The 19,551-nt window shown below is 65.1% G+C and carries 16 protein-coding genes and 1 tRNA gene; 4 read left to right on the plus strand and 13 right to left on the minus strand.

Annotation, left to right across the window (positions count from 1 at the left end):
* Nucleotides 1–8 precede the first annotated feature (8 nt).
* The 9 genes from HOY44_RS03635 to HOY44_RS03675 form a co-directional block, all read right to left on the minus strand.
* Nucleotides 9–596 (minus strand): GNAT family N-acetyltransferase, encoded by a 588-nt coding sequence (locus HOY44_RS03635; protein WP_287433094.1) that lies wholly within the window; start codon nucleotides 594–596, stop codon nucleotides 9–11.
* A complete protein-coding gene (locus HOY44_RS03640) occupies nucleotides 596–994 on the minus strand; it encodes a nuclear transport factor 2 family protein (protein WP_008334905.1) in 399 nt (132 codons plus the stop codon). The genes HOY44_RS03635 and HOY44_RS03640 overlap by 1 nt, the downstream gene beginning before the upstream one ends.
* A complete protein-coding gene (locus HOY44_RS03645; RefSeq protein ID WP_287433097.1) occupies nucleotides 991–1,434 on the minus strand; it encodes a nuclear transport factor 2 family protein in 444 nt (147 codons plus the stop codon). The genes HOY44_RS03640 and HOY44_RS03645 overlap by 4 nt, the downstream gene beginning before the upstream one ends.
* 1 nt (nucleotide 1,435) lies before the next feature.
* Entirely contained in the window at nucleotides 1,436–1,894 is a 459-nt protein-coding gene (locus HOY44_RS03650) for an arsenate-mycothiol transferase ArsC (protein WP_138421491.1), read from the minus strand.
* 6 nt (nucleotides 1,895–1,900) lie between these two features.
* Entirely contained in the window at nucleotides 1,901–2,377 is a 477-nt protein-coding gene (locus tag HOY44_RS03655; RefSeq protein ID WP_040885274.1) for a UPF0262 family protein, read from the minus strand.
* 72 nt (nucleotides 2,378–2,449) lie between these two features.
* On the minus strand, nucleotides 2,450–3,754 hold the full coding sequence (gene hisD, locus HOY44_RS03660) for a histidinol dehydrogenase (protein WP_287433100.1): 1,305 nt from the start codon (nucleotides 3,752–3,754) through the stop codon (nucleotides 2,450–2,452).
* Nucleotides 3,755–3,758: 4 nt separating this feature from the next.
* On the minus strand, nucleotides 3,759–4,238 hold the full coding sequence (locus HOY44_RS03665) for a DUF2948 family protein (protein ID WP_008334896.1): 480 nt from the start codon (nucleotides 4,236–4,238) through the stop codon (nucleotides 3,759–3,761).
* Nucleotides 4,235–5,500 (minus strand): UDP-N-acetylglucosamine 1-carboxyvinyltransferase, encoded by a 1,266-nt coding sequence (gene murA, locus HOY44_RS03670; RefSeq protein ID WP_287433103.1) that lies wholly within the window; start codon nucleotides 5,498–5,500, stop codon nucleotides 4,235–4,237. The genes HOY44_RS03665 and murA overlap by 4 nt, the downstream gene beginning before the upstream one ends.
* 9 nt (nucleotides 5,501–5,509) lie before the next feature.
* Complete coding sequence (locus tag HOY44_RS03675) at nucleotides 5,510–5,659, minus strand: hypothetical protein (RefSeq protein WP_008334894.1); 150 nt, start codon at nucleotides 5,657–5,659, stop codon at nucleotides 5,510–5,512.
* Nucleotides 5,660–5,745: 86 nt separating this feature from the next.
* Between HOY44_RS03675 and HOY44_RS03680 the strand changes: the two genes are divergently transcribed.
* Nucleotides 5,746–5,820: transfer RNA gene (locus tag HOY44_RS03680), tRNA-Thr, on the plus strand.
* A 48-nt stretch (nucleotides 5,821–5,868) separates the two neighbouring features.
* Here the strand turns inward: HOY44_RS03680 and HOY44_RS03685 are convergent.
* Nucleotides 5,869–11,034, minus strand: coding sequence for a hypothetical protein (locus tag HOY44_RS03685; protein ID WP_287433106.1), 5,166 nt, complete (start codon nucleotides 11,032–11,034; stop codon nucleotides 5,869–5,871).
* A 271-nt stretch (nucleotides 11,035–11,305) separates the two neighbouring features.
* Here HOY44_RS03685 and HOY44_RS03690 point away from each other — a divergent pair, with 271 nt between their 5' ends.
* The 3 genes from HOY44_RS03690 (at nucleotide 11,306) to HOY44_RS03700 (ending at nucleotide 13,493) form a co-directional block, all read left to right on the plus strand.
* Nucleotides 11,306–11,917, plus strand: a complete 612-nt coding sequence (locus tag HOY44_RS03690) for an autoinducer binding domain-containing protein (protein ID WP_008334892.1) — start codon at nucleotides 11,306–11,308, stop codon at nucleotides 11,915–11,917.
* A gap of 82 nt (nucleotides 11,918–11,999) precedes the next feature.
* Nucleotides 12,000–12,587 (plus strand): acyl-homoserine-lactone synthase, encoded by a 588-nt coding sequence (locus HOY44_RS03695; protein WP_287433109.1) that lies wholly within the window; start codon nucleotides 12,000–12,002, stop codon nucleotides 12,585–12,587.
* Nucleotides 12,588–12,842: 255 nt separating this feature from the next.
* Nucleotides 12,843–13,493 (plus strand): HupA family protein, encoded by a 651-nt coding sequence (locus tag HOY44_RS03700; protein WP_287433111.1) that lies wholly within the window; start codon nucleotides 12,843–12,845, stop codon nucleotides 13,491–13,493.
* 61 nt (nucleotides 13,494–13,554) lie between these two features.
* On the opposite strand, the gene HOY44_RS03705 is transcribed toward HOY44_RS03700, so the two are convergent.
* The 3 genes from HOY44_RS03705 to ilvD all read right to left on the minus strand — a co-directional run bounded on the left by HOY44_RS03705 (nucleotide 13,555) and on the right by ilvD (nucleotide 19,387).
* Nucleotides 13,555–15,453 (minus strand): acyl-CoA synthetase, encoded by a 1,899-nt coding sequence (locus tag HOY44_RS03705; protein WP_287433112.1) that lies wholly within the window; start codon nucleotides 15,451–15,453, stop codon nucleotides 13,555–13,557.
* A gap of 110 nt (nucleotides 15,454–15,563) precedes the next feature.
* Nucleotides 15,564–17,345, minus strand: coding sequence for an ABC transporter transmembrane domain-containing protein (locus tag HOY44_RS03710; protein WP_287433114.1), 1,782 nt, complete (start codon nucleotides 17,343–17,345; stop codon nucleotides 15,564–15,566).
* 200 nt (nucleotides 17,346–17,545) lie between these two features.
* Nucleotides 17,546–19,387 carry a dihydroxy-acid dehydratase gene (gene ilvD, locus HOY44_RS03715; protein ID WP_287433115.1) on the minus strand — a complete coding sequence of 614 codons (1,842 nt, stop codon included), beginning with the start codon at nucleotides 19,385–19,387 and terminating at the stop codon, nucleotides 17,546–17,548.
* Nucleotides 19,388–19,551 lie beyond the last annotated feature (164 nt).

Here is a 19,551-nt window from a genome sequence, read left to right on the forward strand (position 1 = left end):
GTCCCGGCTCAGAGTTCACGGAGCCAGACCTGAAGCGGCTTCTCATCCACTTCTCCTTTTCCAACATCACGCCACGAAAATCGGGCAAAAGCCCCCTCCAGCTTGTCGTATCCCCGCTTTCGCCAGAAACCGTCGAGCGGTCGGTAGCCCGCCGGGCGGGCCGGGTGATCGTCCGGTCGCACCACCGCGCAGAACGCACAGTAACGCGCACCCAGGGCGCGTGCATGTGCCTCGCGCAGGTCGAAGAACGCGTGCCCGGCCCCCTGCCCGCGATACGCCGGTCGCAGAACCGACTCGGCGCAATAGAATACCTCGTCGATGTCGATGCCGTGACCTTGAAACGCGTCCGCGAATTCCTCGGCATGGTCGGACAGGGGCGACCCCGTCGCGGCACCGACCAACAGGTCGCTGTCGAAGGCCCCAACGACAATCGCCTCGGCGCTGTCGCGATAGGCTGCGAGGTAGCCCCGCTCATATTCCAGATCGCCGTCGTAAAGGTAAGGCCACTCCCGAAATACATCGATCCTGAGCCGCGCCACATCGTCGAGCTGCGCGATCAGATCCGGCCCGGTCAGCGGCGCGAACCGCAGGGGCATCAGACCGCGCTCATGAAATCGACGAAGGAGATGATGAAGCGAAGCCGGGTCAGTTTCCCGTTGTCCCATGTCCCGAACACGGCGACGGGAACCTCGGCCACCTGTCCAGTGGCTTCGGGAAGCCCGTGGATGGTTTCGAGATAGGTCAGCCGCGCCACGGCGAGCGTCGAGCTTTCGTTGCCTTCGACGACGTGCTGCCAGCTCAGGAACCTGTAGTCATAGTGCTTGTCGAAATAGGCGATGACCGCATCGGCCCCGGTCTTGCCGCGCAATTCGCCCAACGGGCCGATCTGGATCAGCGTGTCGTGGCCGATATATCGCAGCACGTTCTCCCAGTCGCGGTAGTTGACCGCGGTGAACATGATGTCGTCGATGGCGAGGATGTCGTCTTCGGTCATCCCGCGCCCTCCTGCCCTGCGAAATCCGGGTCGGGATCGGCCGTGAACACCCGCATCCAATCGTCGATAGACAGGATCATCTGGGTGCGAAAGAACAGCCCGTCGCGAAACGTGATGAACGAACCGACCGGCACGATCGTGCTTTGGCCGCGCGCTTCGGGAAAGCCCGCCTTGGTCGTGCGATAGGTCAGTTTCAGGCGCGTCTCGACCGCCGCTTTGTCGCCCATGACGATGGTGCGATAGTCGCGCATGTCGAGGTCATAGTTCTCGCGGTAATGGGCGAACAGCGCCGCGATCCCGTCGGGGCCGTAGTGCCACTCGGTCGCGCCGGACCGGATCGCGGAGTCCATGTGCCCGAGCGCGCGCAGCGTGTCCCAGTCGGCCACGTCGATCGCATGCCAGGCCTTCGCGATAACGTCTCGTGCTGCTTGCGGGTCCATCTCAACCTTCCTGCGGCGGGCCGAACCGCGAAATCATACGATCCCGAATCTGGTCGCGCGCCTGCCGGTAGGCAACCAGTTTTTCGTCTCGCATCGTTCCTAATCCCGTGGGGTCCATCACCGGCCAGTATTCGACGTCGAGATGGTGGAACCGGGTCAGGTCCAGCACCTTGCGCTGGCTCGCCGGACTAAGCGCGATGATGAGGTCATAGGACGACAGGTCGTCGCCCCACTCCTGCATCTCGTCGAAACTCCGCGACCGGTGGTTCGATAACGGCACCCCGATCTCTTCGCAGACGGCGACGGAAAACCCGTCGACATCCAGTTCGCTCTTCACCCCGGCGGACTGCACATAGACGTGGTCACCGTAGTATTTCTTCATCATCCCCTCGGCCATCGGGGAGCGGACCGCGTTGTGGTCGCAGCAGAAAAGCACGGATTGGGGCAGGCTGGCCGGCACGGTCCCTCAGCCCCAGTGCAGGACGCAGATGAGGGTGAAAAGCCGGCGCGCGGTGTCGATGTCGAGTTCGGCCTTACCCTCCAGCCGTTCCATCAACACCCGCGCACCTTCGTTGTGGATGCCGCGCCGCGCCATGTCGATGGCCTCGATCTGTCCGGGGGGCAGCTTCTTGACCGCATCGAAATAGCTTTCGCAGATCTGGAAGTAATCCTTCACCACTTGCCGGAACGGGCCGAGGGACAGGTGGATCTCACCCGCCTCTTCCCCGCCCTCGGTCGCGACCGACACCACGAGGCGCTTTTCCTTGATCGCAAGGCCAAGTTCATACGGGCCTTCGGGCACCGTCTGCCCCTCGCGCCCCAGCGGGGTGAAGCTGTTGTCTTCCAACAGGTCGAACACCGCGACCTTGCGTTCCTGTTCGATTGCCGGGGTCGGCGCGGCCAACCCGGTGTCGTCGATGTCGATCTTGCTGATGCGGTTCATCCGTCCCATCCCGTCTTTGGGTCAGGGATAGCGGAACCGGGTGGACCGCACAATCGCGATGGGACGGGGAGTCTAGCCTTGGTTCAGCCGGTCGAGCCGCGCCCGCACCGACAGCCCATGTGCCTCGAGGCTTTCCGATTTCGCCAGCGTCTCGGCCGCCGGGCCGATGGATTTGAGCGCGGCGGGCGTCATTCTGGACAGGGTCGTGCGCTTCATGAAATCGAGCACCGACAGACCGGACGAAAACCGTGCGGAACGTGCGGTCGGCAGAACGTGGTTCGGACCGCCGACATAATCCCCGATGGCCTCGGGCGTGTACTGGCCAAGGAAGATCGCGCCCGCGTGGGTGATCTTGTCCGACAGCGCCTCGGGGTCGGCCACGCAAAGTTCGAGGTGCTCGGGCGCGATCCGGTCGCTCAGTCTCGCCGCCTCGTCCATGTCGCGCACGGTGATGACCGCGCCGAAGTCGCGCCAGCTTGCACCTGCGATGGCGCGGCGTTCGAGCGTTTCGAGCCGCTTGTCAACGGCCTCCGCCACGGCCCGACCGAAACCGGCGTCGTCGGTGATGAGGATCGACTGCGCGCTTTCGTCGTGTTCGGCCTGGCTCATCAGGTCGAGGGCGAGGAAGTCGGGGTCGTTGTCTTTGTCGGCGATCACGAGAATTTCCGACGGCCCCGCGATCATGTCGATGCCCACCTTGCCGAAGACCCGGCGTTTGGCGGCGGCGACGAAGGCGTTGCCCGGCCCGGTGATCTTGTCGACCGGCGCGATCGTCTCGGTCCCGTAAGCCAGCGCGGCAATCGCCTGCGCCCCGCCGATGCGATAGACCTCGTCCACGCCCGCGACCTTGCAGGCCATCATGACCAGCGGATTGATGACCCCGTCCGGCGTCGGCACCGTGACGACGAGCCGCCCAACCCCGGCCACCTTGGCGGGCACGGCGTTCATCAGAACGCTCGACGGATAGGAGGCGAGGCCACCGGGCACGTAAAGACCGGCGGCGGACACGGCGGTCCAGCGCCAGCCCAGCGTGGCGCCCTCCGGGTCGGTCCACTGCGCATCCTCGGGCACCTGCCGCGCGTGGTAGGCGCGGATGCGTTCGGCGGCGGTTTCCAGCGCCTGCCTCTCGGCCTCGGACACCTTGGCGCATTCCGCCTCGATCTCGTCCTCGGAGACACGCATGGTCGTAGCGGTCAGGTCGAGACGGTCGAATTTCGAGGTGAGGTCCAGCACCGCCGCATCGCCGCGCGCGCGCACGTCGGCGATGATGCCTGCCACCGTGTCGTCGACATCCGGGCTATCCTCGCGCTTGGCCGAGAGCAGCGCGGTGAAAGCGGTCTCGAAATCCGCGTCGGAGGTGTTCAGGAAAACCGGCATCGGGTCACTCCGGGTGGTCAGGCGTCTTGCGACTGGGGGCGACGTAGGGACGGGTCACATCCTGAAGCTTCGCGTCGATGGTCTCGACGTCGAGCGCGATGGCCCCGTCGCCCGCAAGGGTCAGGACGATGCGCCCCGTGCCATCCTCGCCCGGCTCGAACGAGATGGACAAAAGCGACATTACCGTATCCGGATCGCCCTTTTCCACGCCCTGAGATTGCACTTTCAGAACATCGCCGAAGACAAGCACCGATTGAACCCGCTCGACCGCCCGCCCGCGTTTGGCCGCGGCTTCGGCATCTTCCCAGCGGAACCGGTTGAGGAGCAGCGCGAATTCCCGCGCCCGCACCCGCCACGCCATTTCGTTGGCGGGGAAGACCGCGTCCTGCGTCAGCGCCGAGACGATCTGAAGATCGTCCGCGTCCAGCGCCATCAAGCGAAGCGGCTTTTCGCCCCCGTCCTCGAACCGTGCGTCTTCGCTCATGCCTTCACCCGCTCTATCTGTGCGCCCACGCCGCGCAGCTTGCGCACCACATGCTCATAGCCCCGGTCGAGGTGATAGACGCGGCTCACCACCGTTTCCCCCTCGGCGGCGAGACCCGCGAGGATCAAGGACACGCTCGCGCGCAGGTCGGTCGCCATCACCGGCGCGCCGCGCAGCTTGTCCACGCCCGTCACGCGGGCGCGGCCCCCGTGCACCTCGATCTCGGCCCCCATGCGCGTCAGCTCCGGCGCGTGCATGAAGCGGTTCTCGAAAATCGTTTCGTTCAATTCGCTCGTGCCGTCTGCCGTGCACAGCATCGCCATGAACTGCGCCTGAAGGTCGGTCGGGAAACCGGGGAACGGTTCGGTCGTCACATCGACCGCCTTGAGCCGCCCGTTCTTGCGGCTGACCTTGAGCCCGCGTTCGGTTTCCTCGACGGCCACGCCTGCTTCGTCCAGCTTCTCGACGAATGCCGCGACGAGGTCCAGTTTGCCGCCGAGGCATTCCACCTCGCCGCCCGCAATCGCCGGGGCGAGCATGTAGGTGCCCAGTTCGATCCGGTCCGCGACCACCTGATGCGTCGCGCCGTGCAGGCGATCGACACCCTGTATCTCGATCCGGCTCGTCCCCTCGCCCTCGATCTGCGCCCCCATGGCACGCAGACATTTCACGAGGTCCACGATCTCGGGCTCGCGCGCGGCATTGGTCAGAACCGTGGTGCCCTTGGCCAGCGTCGCGGCCATGACGATGTTCTCGGTCGCGCCGACGCTTGCGAATTTCAGCGGGATCTCGGCGCCTTTCAGCCCGTTCGGGGCCTTTGCGTAAAGGTATCCGTCACGCAGGTCGATCTCGGCCCCCAGCTTTTCCAGCCCGAAGGTATGCAGGTCCATGGGCCGCGCCCCGATGGCGCAGCCGCCGGGCAGCGACACTTCGGCATGACCGAACCGCGCGATAAGCGGCCCGAGCACGAGGTTCGAGGCCCGCATCTTGCGCACGATGTCGTAATCTGCGCGGGTCGAGGTCAGGTTGTGCGACGACATCGCCAGCACCTGACCATCCTGAAGCCCGGTCGCCTCGGCCCCCAGCGATTGCAGGAGCGTGGTCATCGTCTTGATGTCCGACAGCCGCGGCGCATTGGTCAGCGTCAGCGGGTCTTCGGACAGAAGTGTCGCCGGCATCAGCGCGAGGCAGGCGTTCTTGGCCCCGGCGATCGGGATTTCACCCGAGAGCGGCCCGCCGCCCGTAACTACGATGCTGTCCATGCCTGTCCTCTATTCGTCCGTGTTTTCATCTGACCCGGCGTCGCGCGCGCGGGCCTGTGCCTTGCGCCGCGCCATGTTCGCCTTGAGCGCGGCCTTGAGGCGATCTTCGCGCTCCTGCGCGGCCTTCTCCTTGGGCGAAAGGTCGGGTTTCCTGCTCATGCCGCCCTCCTTAACGCAGCCGGAAAAAACCGTCCAGATTGCGCTTGCACCAATGGCGAATTGCGTCTAATCACCCGCCACGGTTCGCCGCAGTAGCTCAGTGGTAGAGCGCACCCTTGGTAAGGGTGAGGTCGGGAGTTCAATCCTCCCCTGCGGCACCATCTCTCCGACAGCGTGATTTTCGGGAAACCTTCGGGTGGCCGTATGGACTAGTCTCCGAAGGACAAGCCCAGACCGATACCGCCGATGGACAGCCCGCCGGGGCGGGCCCCGCCCGTCTCGAGCTCCTGTTCGGTGGGCGCGCGCGGCTGTTCGAAGCCCAGCCCGATCCCGATCTGGACCTGCGGTCGCGGCGTGCCCTGTGGCGTGCCCTGCGGCGTCGACTGGCCGGGGGTCGATGAGGTGACGTTCTGGGCAGGCGGGCGCGGCGTGGCCGTGCGCGGCGGGTTCTCGACCTCCATCTCGATGCAGGCGGACTGATCCGACGCGCTCGCCGGGGATGGGTTCGTGCCGAACATCAGGCGATAGACCGCCTCCAGATCGCCGGGATCGACCTCCTGCCCCGACGCCTCGCCCAGCGCGACAATCGCGGCGCGGGTGCGTGGGCCCATCAGGCCGTCGGCGACACCGGGGTTCAGCCCACGGGCGGCGAGGCCGACCTGAATGAGTTGCAGAAGTTTGCGGGGATCGACGGCGAATTCGACCCGGATGCAGTTTTCGGACCCCGGTGCCACGTAACCGGGCAAGCGCACCGGGATCGACAGACCGACCTTTTCGCCCGCGCCGATTTCGCCCTCGCGCAGGCAGATGGAATTGGCCCCGGCCGCAGGCGAACAATGCCAGCCGTCGAACAGGGCCCCGTTGGCGCCCGCATCGACACGCCCGGTTTCAGACAGGAACAGGGGCCCGCGATGGGGGCCGTCCGACTGGTTGGTGACGCCGAGCGTAAAGGTGCAAGCCCCTCCGGCGCGGCATCCGGCATCCTGCAATTTGTCGAGCAGCACATCGGGCACCATGCCAGCGGTTTCGCTGCCGCCACACTGACGTTCGCATTCGGCCAGTGCCGCGCGCAGACGGGCTTCGTCGGCCTGAAGGCGTTCGAGCGCGGCCTTGGCCTCGTTCAACGCATCCTCGGCCTCCTGCAACGCCATGAACAGGTCATCCGCCTCGAACGACAGGTCCGCCGCCCGGTCAAGGTTCGCATCCAGCGCCGCCTGCTGGGCCGAGGCATCCTGACCCGACCTTTCGAGCCGCGCCTTTTCGACGGCGGCTTGCGTGAACGCCTCCTCCGCCGCGTCGATGGCCGCCTGAACGCGGTCGTCGGCGGCCTTGATCCGGTCGTATTCCGATTGCGCGCGCTCCAGACGTTCTTCTGCCCCGATGCGCGACCCGATCACGTCGTTCAAGGTCGCCACGATCTGTGCACAGGGCTCGCAGTCGGTGCGCGCGAACCGCGGCTCGGGTTCAGGCGCAGTCGCGGTTTCCTCCGGGGTCGCGCCCGGATCGCAATTTTGCTCACATTCCGCCAGTTGCGCCTTCAGCGCCGCGACCTGCCGCGCCAGATCGGCGACGCGGTCTTCGGCCTTCTCCAGATCGAAGCCGGCGAATTCCAGATCGGTTTCGAGGATCGAGATTTCGTCGTCGATGAAAAGCTTGTCCGCTTCGTCGCCATCCCCGTCGCGCACCGCTTCCTTCTCGGCGATCTCGTCGCGGATCCCGGCCATGCGATCGCGGATTTCCTGCGCCGCGCGCTCGGCCCCGATATGCGTCCCGACGGCATCGTTCACCATCGAGGCCAGCGTCAGGCACCGCTCGCAGTCGGTGGTGACGAAGGGATTGGGCGCTTCATCCCCCATGGCCGTTTCGTCAGGGTCGTTGCAGGTCCGCTCACATTCCGCCAATTGCGCCTTGAGGTCGGCCTCCTGCTGAACGAGCCGGGCGATCTCGGCCTCGAGCGCGGCGATGTCGGCGTCCATCTGTTCCAACTTGCCGGGCGTGTCCTCTTCCTCGAACAACAGCGGGAGGAGTTCGTCGCCCAGCGCCTCGCCCTCGTCGAAGAGCGGTTCGTATTCCTCCATGTCGGACGCGTTCAGGCGTGCCTGACGGTTGTCGTGCAGCTTGGCGCGAAGCTCGGCGATCTTGGCCTGACGCTCCTCCGACGCCGCAGCTTCCGCCGCGCGCGCCGCGCGCGCGTCCTCCAGCCGCCGCTCGGCCCCGATGCGCGACCCGACCGCGTCGTTCACCATCGAGGCGAGGACAAGGCACTTCTCGCAGTCCGTGTTGACGAACGGTGTCTCGGGCAAGGCCGTCTCGGTCCCCTCTTCGGGCGGCTGGCACTGTTGCTCACACTCGGCCAGTTGCGCGCGAAGCCCCGGTTCCTGCGCTTCGTACATCGCGATCTGCGCCTTCAGCCCCGCGATCTTCTGGACCAGCGCCTCGATGGCGAAGGCGTTGTCGCGCACCGCATTGCGTGCATCCATGACATCGCCTTCCGCGTCGAGACTGTCGAAGGCAAGATCGCGGGCCTGATCCGCATTGGCCGGGTCGATCAGAGCGTCGTTGATCGCGTCGAGCGCCTCACGCGCGTCGCCCACGGCGCTTTCCAGCGTGGCCGTCTGCCCCCTGAGCCGTTCAAGCTCCGCCTCGCCCTCGGCCACCTGCCGCTTGAGCGAGATCTGGCTGCCGATCACGTCGTTGAGCATACTGGCAAGGGTCTGACACGGCGGGCAGTCGGTCGCCACGAAGGGCGACTCGTCCAAGGCGATGTCTTCGTCCGGGGGCTGGCACTGCTTTTCGCATTCGGCCAGTTCGGCCTTGAGGTTCGTGATGAGCACATGCAGATCGTCTACGCGCCTTTGCGCCGCATCCACCGCGTCACGCGCCGCCTGCGCCGCCTCGTCCTCGCCCCCCTGTTCGGTTTCGAGGTCCGATTTCTCGCGGTCGAGCTCGGTCATCGCATCGTCGGCCTCGCGGAACTCCGCCTCGCGCCCCGGCTTTTCATAGGTGGTGAGCCATATCTCGGACAGGCCGTTCAGAGCCTCGTCGATTTCGGCCAGCCTATCGCGCCGCGTCTTGGCCTGCTCGACCAGATCGGCCTCGGCCTTTTTCGCCGCCGCGAGGTCGCGCTGCGCCCCGATCAGCGAACCGACCGCATCGTTGACGCGCGAGGCGAGGACGAGGCAGGGCTCGCAATCGGTGGTGACGAAGGGATCCTGACCCGCAAGGAAAATATCCTCTTCCGGTTCGTCCGGGTCGGCGCAGTTGCGTTCGCATTCGGCCAGACGATTGGACAGGGTCAGGATTTCACCCTCGATCTGGCTGTAGCGCGTCTGCATACGGGCAAGCACCTGCCGCTTGCCCCGGATCAGGTCTTCGAGCCCCGTGATTTCGTCCTGAAGCGCCCGTTCCCGGTCGATGACCGCATCCAGAGCGACGAGCGCGGCGGCCCGTGCCGCGTCGCCCTCGGCGCCGTGATATTCCATGCCGCGTTCGCCAAGCTCACGGCCCGCGGCCTCCAGTTCGGCCTGCTTCGCGGTCAGGGTTTCGCCAAGGCGGGTCAGTTCCGCCGCCGTCGCCTGTATGCGCCCCGCCAGTACGTAACGGTCCAGAAGCTTGGCGTTGATCTGGTCGACGATGGGCTGACAGGACAGGCAGTCGGTCGCCACATAGGTGAAGGGCTGCGGGATCGGATAGGCCGGGTCGGTCAGGGGCGGTGTCAGGCTGATGCGCGGCTCGCCGTTCTCAGGCTGACACTTGTTGTATTCGCAGATGTCGAGCGCGGCCTGCTGTTCCTCGATCAGCCGCGAAAGCGCCTCGTGCCGGGCCATGAGCACCGCGAGGTCGGCTTCGTACTGCGGTATTTCCTGCTCGGCGGCGAGCACGTCTTGCAGAAGCTGCGTCTGCTCGTTCTCGATATCCCAAAGCTCGGACAACACGCGTGAGACATCCGCATTCGCGTCCAACCCGATCCTGAGCGCCTCGCCCATCTGGCGCTCTTCGGCCCGAAGCTCATCCAGCCGCGCGTCCTTGCGTTCGATCTCGGCGCGGCGGGACTTGATGAGCCAGACCACCGACTGAATATCCCCGGCCACGCTTCGCCGCTCCACCAGCGACTTTATCAGCGCATCCGCAAGCGGCTGACACTCCCAGCATTTCGCGACGAGCGGGTCGATATTGTCCTGCATCGGGTAATTCGGGTCGGTGAACGGGTCATCCGCCGGGTCGGGCGGCGGCGGCGGGCAGTTCTTTTCGCAGTCCTCCAACGCCTTCTGCGCCGCTTCGAGCAGCGCCGTATGCGCGTGGTAATTCGCGATGGCCTCCAGAAGACCGCGAAACTGGGTCTGGATCGTCTGGGCCAGCCCTGCCATGTCACCTTGCAACTGGGCCCGCCGCGCCGCGATCTGTCGCAGCATGTCAGCCGTTTCGCGCTGATCCACTTCGTCGAGGATGAAGTCGATGGGGTCCGAGCCCTCGGACGGCTCCGCCCCTTTGAACCATTCGGCCATGTTGCGATAGAGCGTGCGCTCCTGCGCATCCAGCGCCGCAAGTTCCCGTGTCACGCGCTCCAGCGTGCGCTGGTTGTTGACCATGCTGTCATAGGTGGTCGAGGCATCGACCGCGAAGCTACGCCGGTGCGAACGGATCTGGTTCACGCGCTCGGACAGCGGCAGGCATTCGGCACAGGCCGCGACGATGCCCACGAAATTCTCGGGCTGCGGCACCTGGCTCGCGTCGATCAGGGCCGGGTCTTCGGGCGGCGGCGGTGGCGGATCACGCTCGTCCAGATCGAGTTCGGAAATCTCGCACTGGGTCTCGCACCGGAACATGGCCCGCTCGGCGGCCAATGCCGCGCCCATCGCTTCGACGGTGACGAGGCGTTGGGCCTCCAGCGCGTCGAAGGCGGCCTGAAGCTCGGCCCGCACGCCGGGCAGCGCGTCTTTGGCATCGTAGTAAGGGTCGATGGCCGCGATGGCGCGCCGCGCCGCTTCTTCGGTCGGGACGTAGTCGTCACGCAGATAGGCGTCCTCCGCCCGCATCTCGTCCCAAAAGGCATCGGCATCGGCCAGCGCCTGTTCCAGCCGCTTCACCTCATCCCTTTGCCGGACGAACCGGTCGGCGGCCTGCCGCACCTCTTCCGCCAGCCGGTCGTATTCCGCGCGCTGCGCGTCGTATCTGTCGACGGCGGCATGGAACGCGGTCTGTTCGGCTCTGCACTTGGGGCAGATGGTCCCGTATTTGTCGATGGTGCGGAACGTATCGGCGCGGATCGGAGCGCCGGCCAGCCCGGCGTCGGTTTGCGCGGTCGCGGGCGACAAGGCGACGACGAAAAGCCACAACGCGAAGACGACGACCAGTTTCCCGACAGCCCGGATCATGCCTCGCCCCGCGTGCGCTTGGGGCTGCGCCTATGTCCTACGATCATCCCACGATCGACGTCCTTTCGTTACGTCAATCATAACGGCGTCTGCCGATTCGATGGGAGTCTTCACTCACCCGCGGGCCGAGACAGGTTCAAATCTTCGCATTTCGCACAAGGCCGGGATGCTTTTCCCGCTAGGCGTGTCCACGCCCGGTCAATTCGCCAAAACTGTCTAGCAAGATCAATTATGAGTTGTGCGTCCCGCTCACTCGTTTCTAATTTCAGTCATGGGGCGGAATCAGATCATAGACGATTTGTTGAGCGAACTGGGGGGCGTGGCGCCCGCCGGGTACTTTCTGGCGCTGCACATTCGGTTCGCCGCGCCCCTCATGATGTTCCAGACCTACAACCCGGCCTGGACCGATCATTACACCCGCAACGCCTATGCCCTGCGCGACCCGATGGTGGCCTGGGGCATCTCGCGCAGCGGCGCGACGCGGTGGAGCGACATCGACCTGCCCGACCCGTTCGGGATCATGGCCGAGGCCGCGAGCTTCGGCCTTGTCTACGGGGTCTGTGTGTCCTGCGGGCCGATGACATCGCGCACCGTCGCAGGGGTCGCGCGGGGCGATCGGGAATTCAACGAAGAAGAAATGTCGGCGGTCACGGGCTGTGTCCTGCGATTGCACCACGAAACCCAACCCCCAGACCACCTGACGAAGGCCGAGAAACAGGCGCTTCTGGTCATTGCCTCCGGGGATCGCTACGCCGCCGGGGCCGCACGGCTCGGCATATCCGAGAGCGCCTTCAAGGCGCGCCTCTCGGCGGCGCGGCGCAAGCTATTCGCCAGAACCACGGCAGAAGCCCTTCAGCGTGCCAAGGATTACCGGCTGATCTGAAGGGCCACATCGCTGCGTCGAGAACGGGGCCCGCCCTGGGCTGGCGGATATCTGCAATCAACACCTGACAAGGAGGCTCCTTATGCAGACCACCACACTCTCTTTCGCCAACATGCACAACCATGGCGAGTTAATGGCGAACCTTTTTCGCGCTAGACGGCAGTCGTTCATCGTGCAGAACAAGTGGGATCTGCCCGAAGCGATGGGCATGGAATACGACCAGTACGACACCCCGGCGAGCCGCTGGGTCGCCGTCCACCAGCTTGGTCGGATTCTCGCCGGGATCAGGCTGACACCCACGACGGCACGCTGCGGGGTCTACTCCTACATGATCCGCGACGCCCAGCGCGGGCTGCTCGCCTCGATCCCGCAGGATCTGTTGTATGGCACCGCTCCGGTGGACGAGCACATCTGGGAAAGCAGCCGGGTCTTCGTGGCGCACGACACGCCGCAGCGCATTCGCCGTCTGGTTCATGCCCATCTCATCACCGAGATGACCAAGACCGCGCGCGACCTCGGCGCGGCGCATGTGCTGGGCCTGATCCCCGCCAACTGGCCCCGGTGGGCCAGACGCTGCGGCCTGTCCATCGACGCGGCGGGGCGGGTGATGGAGATCGACGGGATCGACAACCAGGTCGTCTCGATCGACCTGACGACCAAGCTGCACTGACCGGCACAGGTCCCGCCTGACACTGGGGGTGTCGCGACGCCAAGGCGTCACGGGGAGCGGGGACCATTTGCCACCACATTCGCACGCGCTGCGGATGCGAAGACCTTCCTGAAAACTCGAAATCAGACCGCCACGACGGACCCACGTTCCATCGGAATGATCCGCCGCGTCCCATTTCGTGCGGCATTAAGTCATATATGCCTCACTTACCGCCCATGCGACGATTCCATACAACCTGAAGACGAGGAGACCAGTATGAAACATCATGCAATTCAGACAGTTGCGGCACTCATCGGTGCATCGGCGCTCAGTGGGTGTCTGGGCACGACCCCCGGCCTGACGCTGGGCGAACTGGTCTATCAGTCCTTCGATGAGGTCGGGCCATTGGCCGATACGGCGACCATGCCCACGACAGGAACCGCGAGTTACGAAGGCGGATCGATCGTGACCGTCGGAAGGCCGGACGACCCCGACCACATGCTCGTCGGCCGCACGACGCTGGACGCCGATTTCGCGGCAGGTTCCCTGACCGGGCAGATCAGCGAAATTCAGGGCAAGCGGGACGCATCCGGATCCGACTGGATGACATTGAACCACCCCGGCATCGGCAGCCCGGCCCAGTATCAGGCCGTGCTGGACACATTCAGCGACGCGACGGGTGATATCGACATTACCGGAGGGTTCTTCGTCGGCAGCGATCTTGTCGCCGACATCGCAGGCACGGTCACCAGCAGCGGCGACACGATCCGCACCGAAGGGTCGATCACAGGCACGTTCAAAGGCCCGGATGCGGAAGCGGTCCGGCTGCAAGGGGATACCGCACGGGCGTTCGACGCCATGGTGGTGACGCTGAATGGCGCCACCGCATCCGCCACCCTCGACGGCGCCGTGCAGGTGACCGACTGAAAAAAGGCCGCCCGCATCGCAGCGGGCGGCCCTTTTTTTCTTCGCTCAGGCAGGTCGCCGATCAGTTGATCCAGTCGAACGGCCGGGTGAACTCGCCCAGCGTCTTTTCGACGGCGGCGCGATCCACATCGCCCTTGGCCTCGATCTTGGCCACGAGACCGCGTTTCTTGTCCTCGACCACTTCGACGACTTCGGCCTTGTGGCCGGCCTCCGAAAGGGCTGCGTTGTACACCCGGATGATCGAGCTTTTTCGCAGGTCGGGTTTGAACACCTTGCCCACGGCGGTCTTCGGCAGTTCATCGACGATCTCGATGTATTTCGGGACCGCCGCACGTTCCGTGATCCGCTCCTTGGCATAGGCCATCAACTCGTCCTCGGTCACGCTCGCCCCGGCGACCAGTTCGACGAAGACGCAAGGCAACTCGCCCGCGACCGCATCCGGCTGGCCGATCGCACCGACGAAGGCGACCGCATCATGGCCCGCCAAAACCTCTTCGATCTCAGCCGGGTCGATGTTGTGGCCGCCCCGGATGATGATGTCCTTGGCGCGCCCCGTGATCCACAGATACCCGTCTTCGTCGATCCGGCCCAGATCGCCCGTGCGCAAGTACTTGTCCCCCGCGACGAGCCCCTTGTTCTTGGCGTCTTCGGTATAGGTCTTGCCGACATAGACACCGGGGTTCGACACGCAGATCTCGCCCACCTCGTCGACACCACATTCCTTGTTGATCGTGCCGTCCGCGCCGCAGTCGTAGATCTTGACGTCGGTGTAGGGGAACGGGATGCCGACCGACCCGATCTTCTTCACCCCGTCCGTGGGGTTGCAGGAGACAAGGCAGGTCGCTTCGGTCAGACCGTAGCCTTCGACGATTTTGACGTCCGTGGCCTTTTCAAACCGATTGAACAGCTCACGCGGCAGCGGCGACGAGCCGGAGAAGGCCACTTTCAGCGTCGAGACATCCGCATCCACCTTGCGCTGCATCAGCGCCGAAATGGCGGTGGGCACAGTGATGACGAAGGTCACGCCGTAGCGTTCGATCAGCTTCCAGAAATTGTCGAACACCCCGTCGCCGCGATAGCCCGCAGGGGTCGGGAACACCACATGCGCGCCCGAGGTCATGACGGCCATGAACACCACATGAACCGCAAAGACGTGGAACAGCGGCAGGGGGCAGATCAGAACGTCGGTCTCGTCGAACAGAAGGTTCGCGCCGAGCCAGCCGTTGTAGATAATGCCGGAGTATTTGTGCTGCGCCACCTTGGGCATCCCCGTGGTGCCGCCGGTGTGGAAATAGGCGGCCACCCGGTCGATCTTCTCGTCCTCGAAGGTCAGTGTCTTGGGCTGGCTCGCGATGGCCTTGTTGAAGTTCTGCACCTTGGCCGAATGCTTGGGCTGCACCTTGGGCCGGATCAGCGGCACGATCCACTTCTTCGGCGGCGTGAGATAGCGGTTGAGGTCGATTTCGAGCACATGCTTCACGTCGGGCGCATCTTCCAGCGCGGTGTGCACCTTCTGGGCCACGTCCGTTTTGGGGAAGCCCTGAAGCGTCACCACCACCTTGGCCCCGGTTTCGCGCAGGATCGAGGCGATCTGCTCGGGTTCTAGCAGCGGGTTGATCGGCGCCACGATCCCGTTGATCGCACCGCCCAGCAGCGTCATCACGGTCTCGTTGGAGTTCGGCAGGACATAGGCGACCACGTCCCCCTGCCCCACGCCCAGCGAGCGAAACAGGTTCGCGGTCTGCACGCTCTTGTCGTGCAACTCCTGCCAGGTCAGCGTTTCCTTCTTGTCGGTCGGCCCGCTTTCGATCTGGAACGACAGCGCATCGCGCGTGGCGAACTTGCTGACGGTATCCGAGAGCAACTCGTAAAGCGTCGTTGGCACGCGCCGCTCGCTCCACGGCTTTTCGGCCTCGATGTCGTTGCGTGCAGCAAGCGAGCTGAATTCGTAGCGTCCCATGGTTCCTCCCCTGAGAGCCGGATTCCCGGCGAAGTTTCCATCAAAAATGGGGGTTTTCCCGGCAGGTCGCAAGATTGACGTGGGGGTCAACCAAAAAGCGCGTCGCAGCGTTACTCCGCCGCGATCCCGTCGGTAAACTGAAGCCGGGCGAGACGCGCGTAAAGCCCACCCTCGGCCACCAGTTCGTCATGGGTGCCCTGGGCCACGATCCGACCATCCTCGAAGACCACGATGCGGTCGGCCTTTTTCACCGTCGAAAGCCGGTGCGCGATGATGATGGTCGTGCGCCCGTGCGCCATGGTATCGACCGCCGATTGCACCGCCCGCTCGCTTTCCGCGTCCAGCGCACTCGTCGCCTCGTCCAAGAGCAGGATCGGCGCGTCGCGCAGAATGGCCCGCGCGATGGCGATGCGCTGCTTCTGCCCGCCCGACAACATGACGCCGCGCTCGCCGACATAGCTGTCGTACCCTTCGGGCAGTTTCGTCAGAAACTCATGCGCCGCCGCGGCCTTGGCCGCCGCCTCGACCTCGGCATCGGTGGCATCGAGCCGACCAAAACGGATGTTCTCGCGCGCCGTGTCGGCAAAGATCACCGCGTCCTGCGGGACAAGGGCGACGTGACGCCGGAAATCGTCCCGCGCGAGGTCACGCAAGTCCATGCCGTCGATGCTCACCGATCCCGCATTCGGATCGTAAAACCGCTGGAGAAGCTGGATGATCGTCGATTTGCCCGCCCCCGACGGGCCGACCAGCGCCACCGTTTCACCGGGCTGCACGTCGAGCGTCACGCCATCCAGCGCGATATGTTCGGGCCGGGCCGGATAACGGAAGGTCACGTCATCGAAACGGATCGCGCCGCGCACCGGCTTGGCCAGCGGTTTCGGCGCCTCGGGGTCGTTCACCGCATCCTCGGCACGCAAAAGCTCCACCAGCCGTTCGGTCGCCCCGGCGGCGCGCTGAAGCTCGGACCAGATTTCGGACAAAGCGCCCACCGCGCCCGCCGTCATGATCGCGTAGATCACGAACTGCACCAATGCGCCGATCGACATTTCGTCGGCACGCACGTCGCGCGCCCCGATCCAGAGCACGCCGACGACCCCCGAGAAGATCAGCGTGATGACGATCATCGTCATGAGCGCACGGGTGGTGATCCGCTTCTGGGCCGACCGGAAGCTTTCCTCGGTCACCTCGCGGAACGTCTCGCGCGACGGGTCTTCATGGGTAAACGCCTGCACGGTCTGGACCGACAGCAGCGCCTCCGACGCCTTGCCGGAGGATTTGGCGATCCAGTCCTGATTCTCGCGGCTCAGAACCCGCATCCTTCGGCCCAGCACGATGATCGGGATCATCACGACCGGCACGATGAGCAGCACGAGGCCGGTCAGCTTGGCCGATGTGAACAAAAGCATGATCGTGCCGCCGATCAGGATCAGCGCGTTGCGCAGGGCGACCGAGACCGACGACCCGATGACCGACAGGATCAGCGTCGTGTCGGTGGTGATGCGGCTCAACACCTCGCCCGTCATGATCTTTTCGTAAAACGCCGGGCTCATGCCGATCACGCGGTCGAACACCGCTTCGCGGATATCGGCCACCACCCGTTCGCCCAGCCGGGTGACGAGGAAATAGCGCAGGCCCGTGCCAAGGGCGAGCAGCACCGCGACACCCATCGCGGCAAGGAAATACTTGTCCAGAAGCGCATCGGCCGAACTCGAAAACCCGTCGATGACCCGTCGCACCGCAAGCGGCATGACGAGCGAAATTCCGGCGGTAAAGACCAGCGCCAGCAGTGCGGCGATCAGCAGCCCCTTGTAGGGCAGCATGAACGGCCACAGACCGCGCAACGCACCGACCTGTTTCGACTTGGCCCTGTCTTCCGAGTTGTCCGCCATGTCGGCTCCCCTTCGTCCCGCAGGTCAGATAAGCCCCTCGCGACCTCCGGGCAACCTGTCTCTTCTTCGTTTCCGGGAAACCTCCGGGGGGCCGGACACATTCGCCCGCGAATGGGTCCACGGGGGGCTGGCCCCCCGCCGCCGTGCAATCCGGGGACCGGATTTCACGGCTCCCAAAGCGCGGGCTCAGCCCGCTCCGCTTACTCTTCGCCCGGCAGGATCCGCACGCCGCCCCGGTTGGCCGAGGAGGCGAGCAGCGCATAGGCCTTGAGCGCGGTCGACACCGCGCGGGTCCGGTGCTCGGCCGGTTTCCACGGCAGCGCGCCCTTGGTTTCGCGTCGTGCGGCCAGTTCGTTGTCCGGCACGGCGAGGTTAATGGTGCGGCCCGGAATGTCGATCTCGATCGTATCGCCGGTCTCGACCAGCCCGATCAGACCGCCCTCGGCGGCTTCGGGGCTGACGTGGCCGATGGACAAACCGCTGGTGCCGCCGGAGAAGCGCCCGTCGGTGAGCAGCGCGCAGGCTTTGCCCAGACCCTTGGATTTCAGGTAGCTCGTCGGATACAGCATTTCCTGCATCCCCGGCCCGCCCTGCGGCCCTTCGTAGCGGATCACCACGACCTCGCCCGCGGTCACTTCGCCTTTGAGGATGCCGTTCACGGCGGCGTCCTGGCTTTCGTAAACCCGCGCGGTGCCGGTGAATTTCAGGATCGAGTCGTCCACGCCCGCGGTTTTCACAATGCAGCCGTTCTCGGCGATGTTGCCGAACAGGACCGCAAGGCCCCCGTCCTGTGAGAACGCGTGTTCGACGGTCCGGATCACGCCACCTTCGCGGTCGCGGTCGAGTTCCTTGTAGCGGTTCTCGGTCGAAAACGCCTGCGTCGTGCGCACGCCGCCCGGGGCCGCACGGTAGAACGCCTCGGTGTCCGGGTCGTTGGCGACCATGACGTCCCATTTCGAGATGGCTTCGGCCATGCTCTGCGAATGAACGGTGCGCACGTCGCCATGGATCAGCCCGCCGCGCAGCATTTCGCCCAGAATACCCATGATGCCGCCCGCGCGGTGCACGTCTTCCATATGCACGTCGTCCTTGGCGGGCGCGACCTTGCACAGGACCGGCACCTTGCGGGACAGTCGGTCGATGTCGTCCATGGTAAAGTCGACCTTGCCCTCATAGGCGATGGCCAGAAGGTGCAGGACCGTGTTGGTCGAGCCACCCATCGCGATGTCGAGCGACATGGCGTTCTCGAACGCCTCGAAGGTGGCGATTTCGCGGGGCAGATAGCCCTCGTCCTCGACCTCGTAATGCAGCTTTGTGATCTCGACGATCCGGCGGCCAGCTTCGCGGAACAGACGCTCGCGGTCGGCGTGTGTGGCGAGGACCGAGCCGTTGCCGGGCAGCGCGAGGCCCAGCGCCTCGGCCAGACAGTTCATCGAGTTCGCAGTGAACATGCCCGAGCACGACCCGCAGGTCGGACAGGCGTTTTCCTCGAAGGCCTGAACCTGTTCGTCCGTGTATTGATCGTCGGCGGCGGCGACCATGGCGTCGACCAGATCGACCGCCTTTTCCAGATCGCCGACCTTGACCTTGCCGGCCTCCATCGGACCGCCGGAGACGAAGATCACCGGGATGTTCAGGCGCATCGCGGCCATCATCATGCCGGGGGTGATCTTGTCGCAGTTCGAGATACAGACCATGGCGTCGGCGCAGTGCGCGTTCACCATGTATTCGACCGAATCCGCGATGATTTCACGCGAGGGCAGCGAATAGAGCATCCCGTCATGGCCCATCGCGATGCCGTCGTCCACGGCGATGGTGTTGAATTCCTTGGCGACACCGCCCGCCTTTTCGATCTCGCCCGCGACGAGCTGGCCCAGATCCTTGAGGTGGACGTGGCCCGGCACGAACTGCGTGAAGCTATTCACCACGGCGATGATCGGCTTGCCGAAATCCTCATCGGTCATGCCGGTGGCACGCCAGAGGCCACGGGCACCGGCCATGTTGCGGCCATGGGTGGAGCGGCGGGAACGGTAAAATGCCATGTCTCTCTCCTTCGCGCGGGACGTGCGTTACCTAAGCCCCAAAGGCCGGATGGGCAATGACAAAGGCGCGTGACCGGCCATGCATTGCACCCCCACGCCCCATGCACGCGTCTGTGCACACTCCGGCCCTGCCGCCCCGAATTCTTGCCCTGCGCGCCCAAATC

It is taken from the genome of Maritimibacter sp. (genome assembly GCF_016774595.1).
In the GTDB taxonomy this organism is placed as follows: domain Bacteria; phylum Pseudomonadota; class Alphaproteobacteria; order Rhodobacterales; family Rhodobacteraceae; genus Maritimibacter; species Maritimibacter alkaliphilus.

What these genes read in the sequence shown, in the direction of transcription:
- HOY44_RS03635 (WP_287433094.1), bottom strand. Translation starts at nt 596, where the DNA reads ATGCCCCTGCGGTTCGCGCCGCTGACCGGGCCGGATCTGATCGCGCAG.
- HOY44_RS03640 (WP_008334905.1), bottom strand. Translation starts at nt 994, where the DNA reads ATGACCGAAGACGACATCCTCGCCATCGACGACATCATGTTCACCGCG.
- HOY44_RS03645 (WP_287433097.1), bottom strand. Translation starts at nt 1,434, where the DNA reads ATGGACCCGCAAGCAGCACGAGACGTTATCGCGAAGGCCTGGCATGCG.
- HOY44_RS03655 (WP_040885274.1), bottom strand. Translation starts at nt 2,377, where the DNA reads ATGAACCGCATCAGCAAGATCGACATCGACGACACCGGGTTGGCCGCG.
- hisD (WP_287433100.1), bottom strand. Translation starts at nt 3,754, where the DNA reads ATGCCGGTTTTCCTGAACACCTCCGACGCGGATTTCGAGACCGCTTTC.
- HOY44_RS03665 (WP_008334896.1), bottom strand. Translation starts at nt 4,238, where the DNA reads ATGAGCGAAGACGCACGGTTCGAGGACGGGGGCGAAAAGCCGCTTCGC.
- murA (WP_287433103.1), bottom strand. Translation starts at nt 5,500, where the DNA reads ATGGACAGCATCGTAGTTACGGGCGGCGGGCCGCTCTCGGGTGAAATC.
- HOY44_RS03675 (WP_008334894.1), bottom strand. Translation starts at nt 5,659, where the DNA reads ATGAGCAGGAAACCCGACCTTTCGCCCAAGGAGAAGGCCGCGCAGGAG.
- HOY44_RS03685 (WP_287433106.1), bottom strand. Translation starts at nt 11,034, where the DNA reads ATGATCCGGGCTGTCGGGAAACTGGTCGTCGTCTTCGCGTTGTGGCTT.
- HOY44_RS03690 (WP_008334892.1), top strand. Translation starts at nt 11,306, where the DNA reads ATGGGGCGGAATCAGATCATAGACGATTTGTTGAGCGAACTGGGGGGC.
- HOY44_RS03695 (WP_287433109.1), top strand. Translation starts at nt 12,000, where the DNA reads ATGCAGACCACCACACTCTCTTTCGCCAACATGCACAACCATGGCGAG.
- HOY44_RS03700 (WP_287433111.1), top strand. Translation starts at nt 12,843, where the DNA reads ATGAAACATCATGCAATTCAGACAGTTGCGGCACTCATCGGTGCATCG.
- HOY44_RS03705 (WP_287433112.1), bottom strand. Translation starts at nt 15,453, where the DNA reads ATGGGACGCTACGAATTCAGCTCGCTTGCTGCACGCAACGACATCGAG.
- HOY44_RS03710 (WP_287433114.1), bottom strand. Translation starts at nt 17,345, where the DNA reads ATGGCGGACAACTCGGAAGACAGGGCCAAGTCGAAACAGGTCGGTGCG.
- ilvD (WP_287433115.1), bottom strand. Translation starts at nt 19,387, where the DNA reads ATGGCATTTTACCGTTCCCGCCGCTCCACCCATGGCCGCAACATGGCC.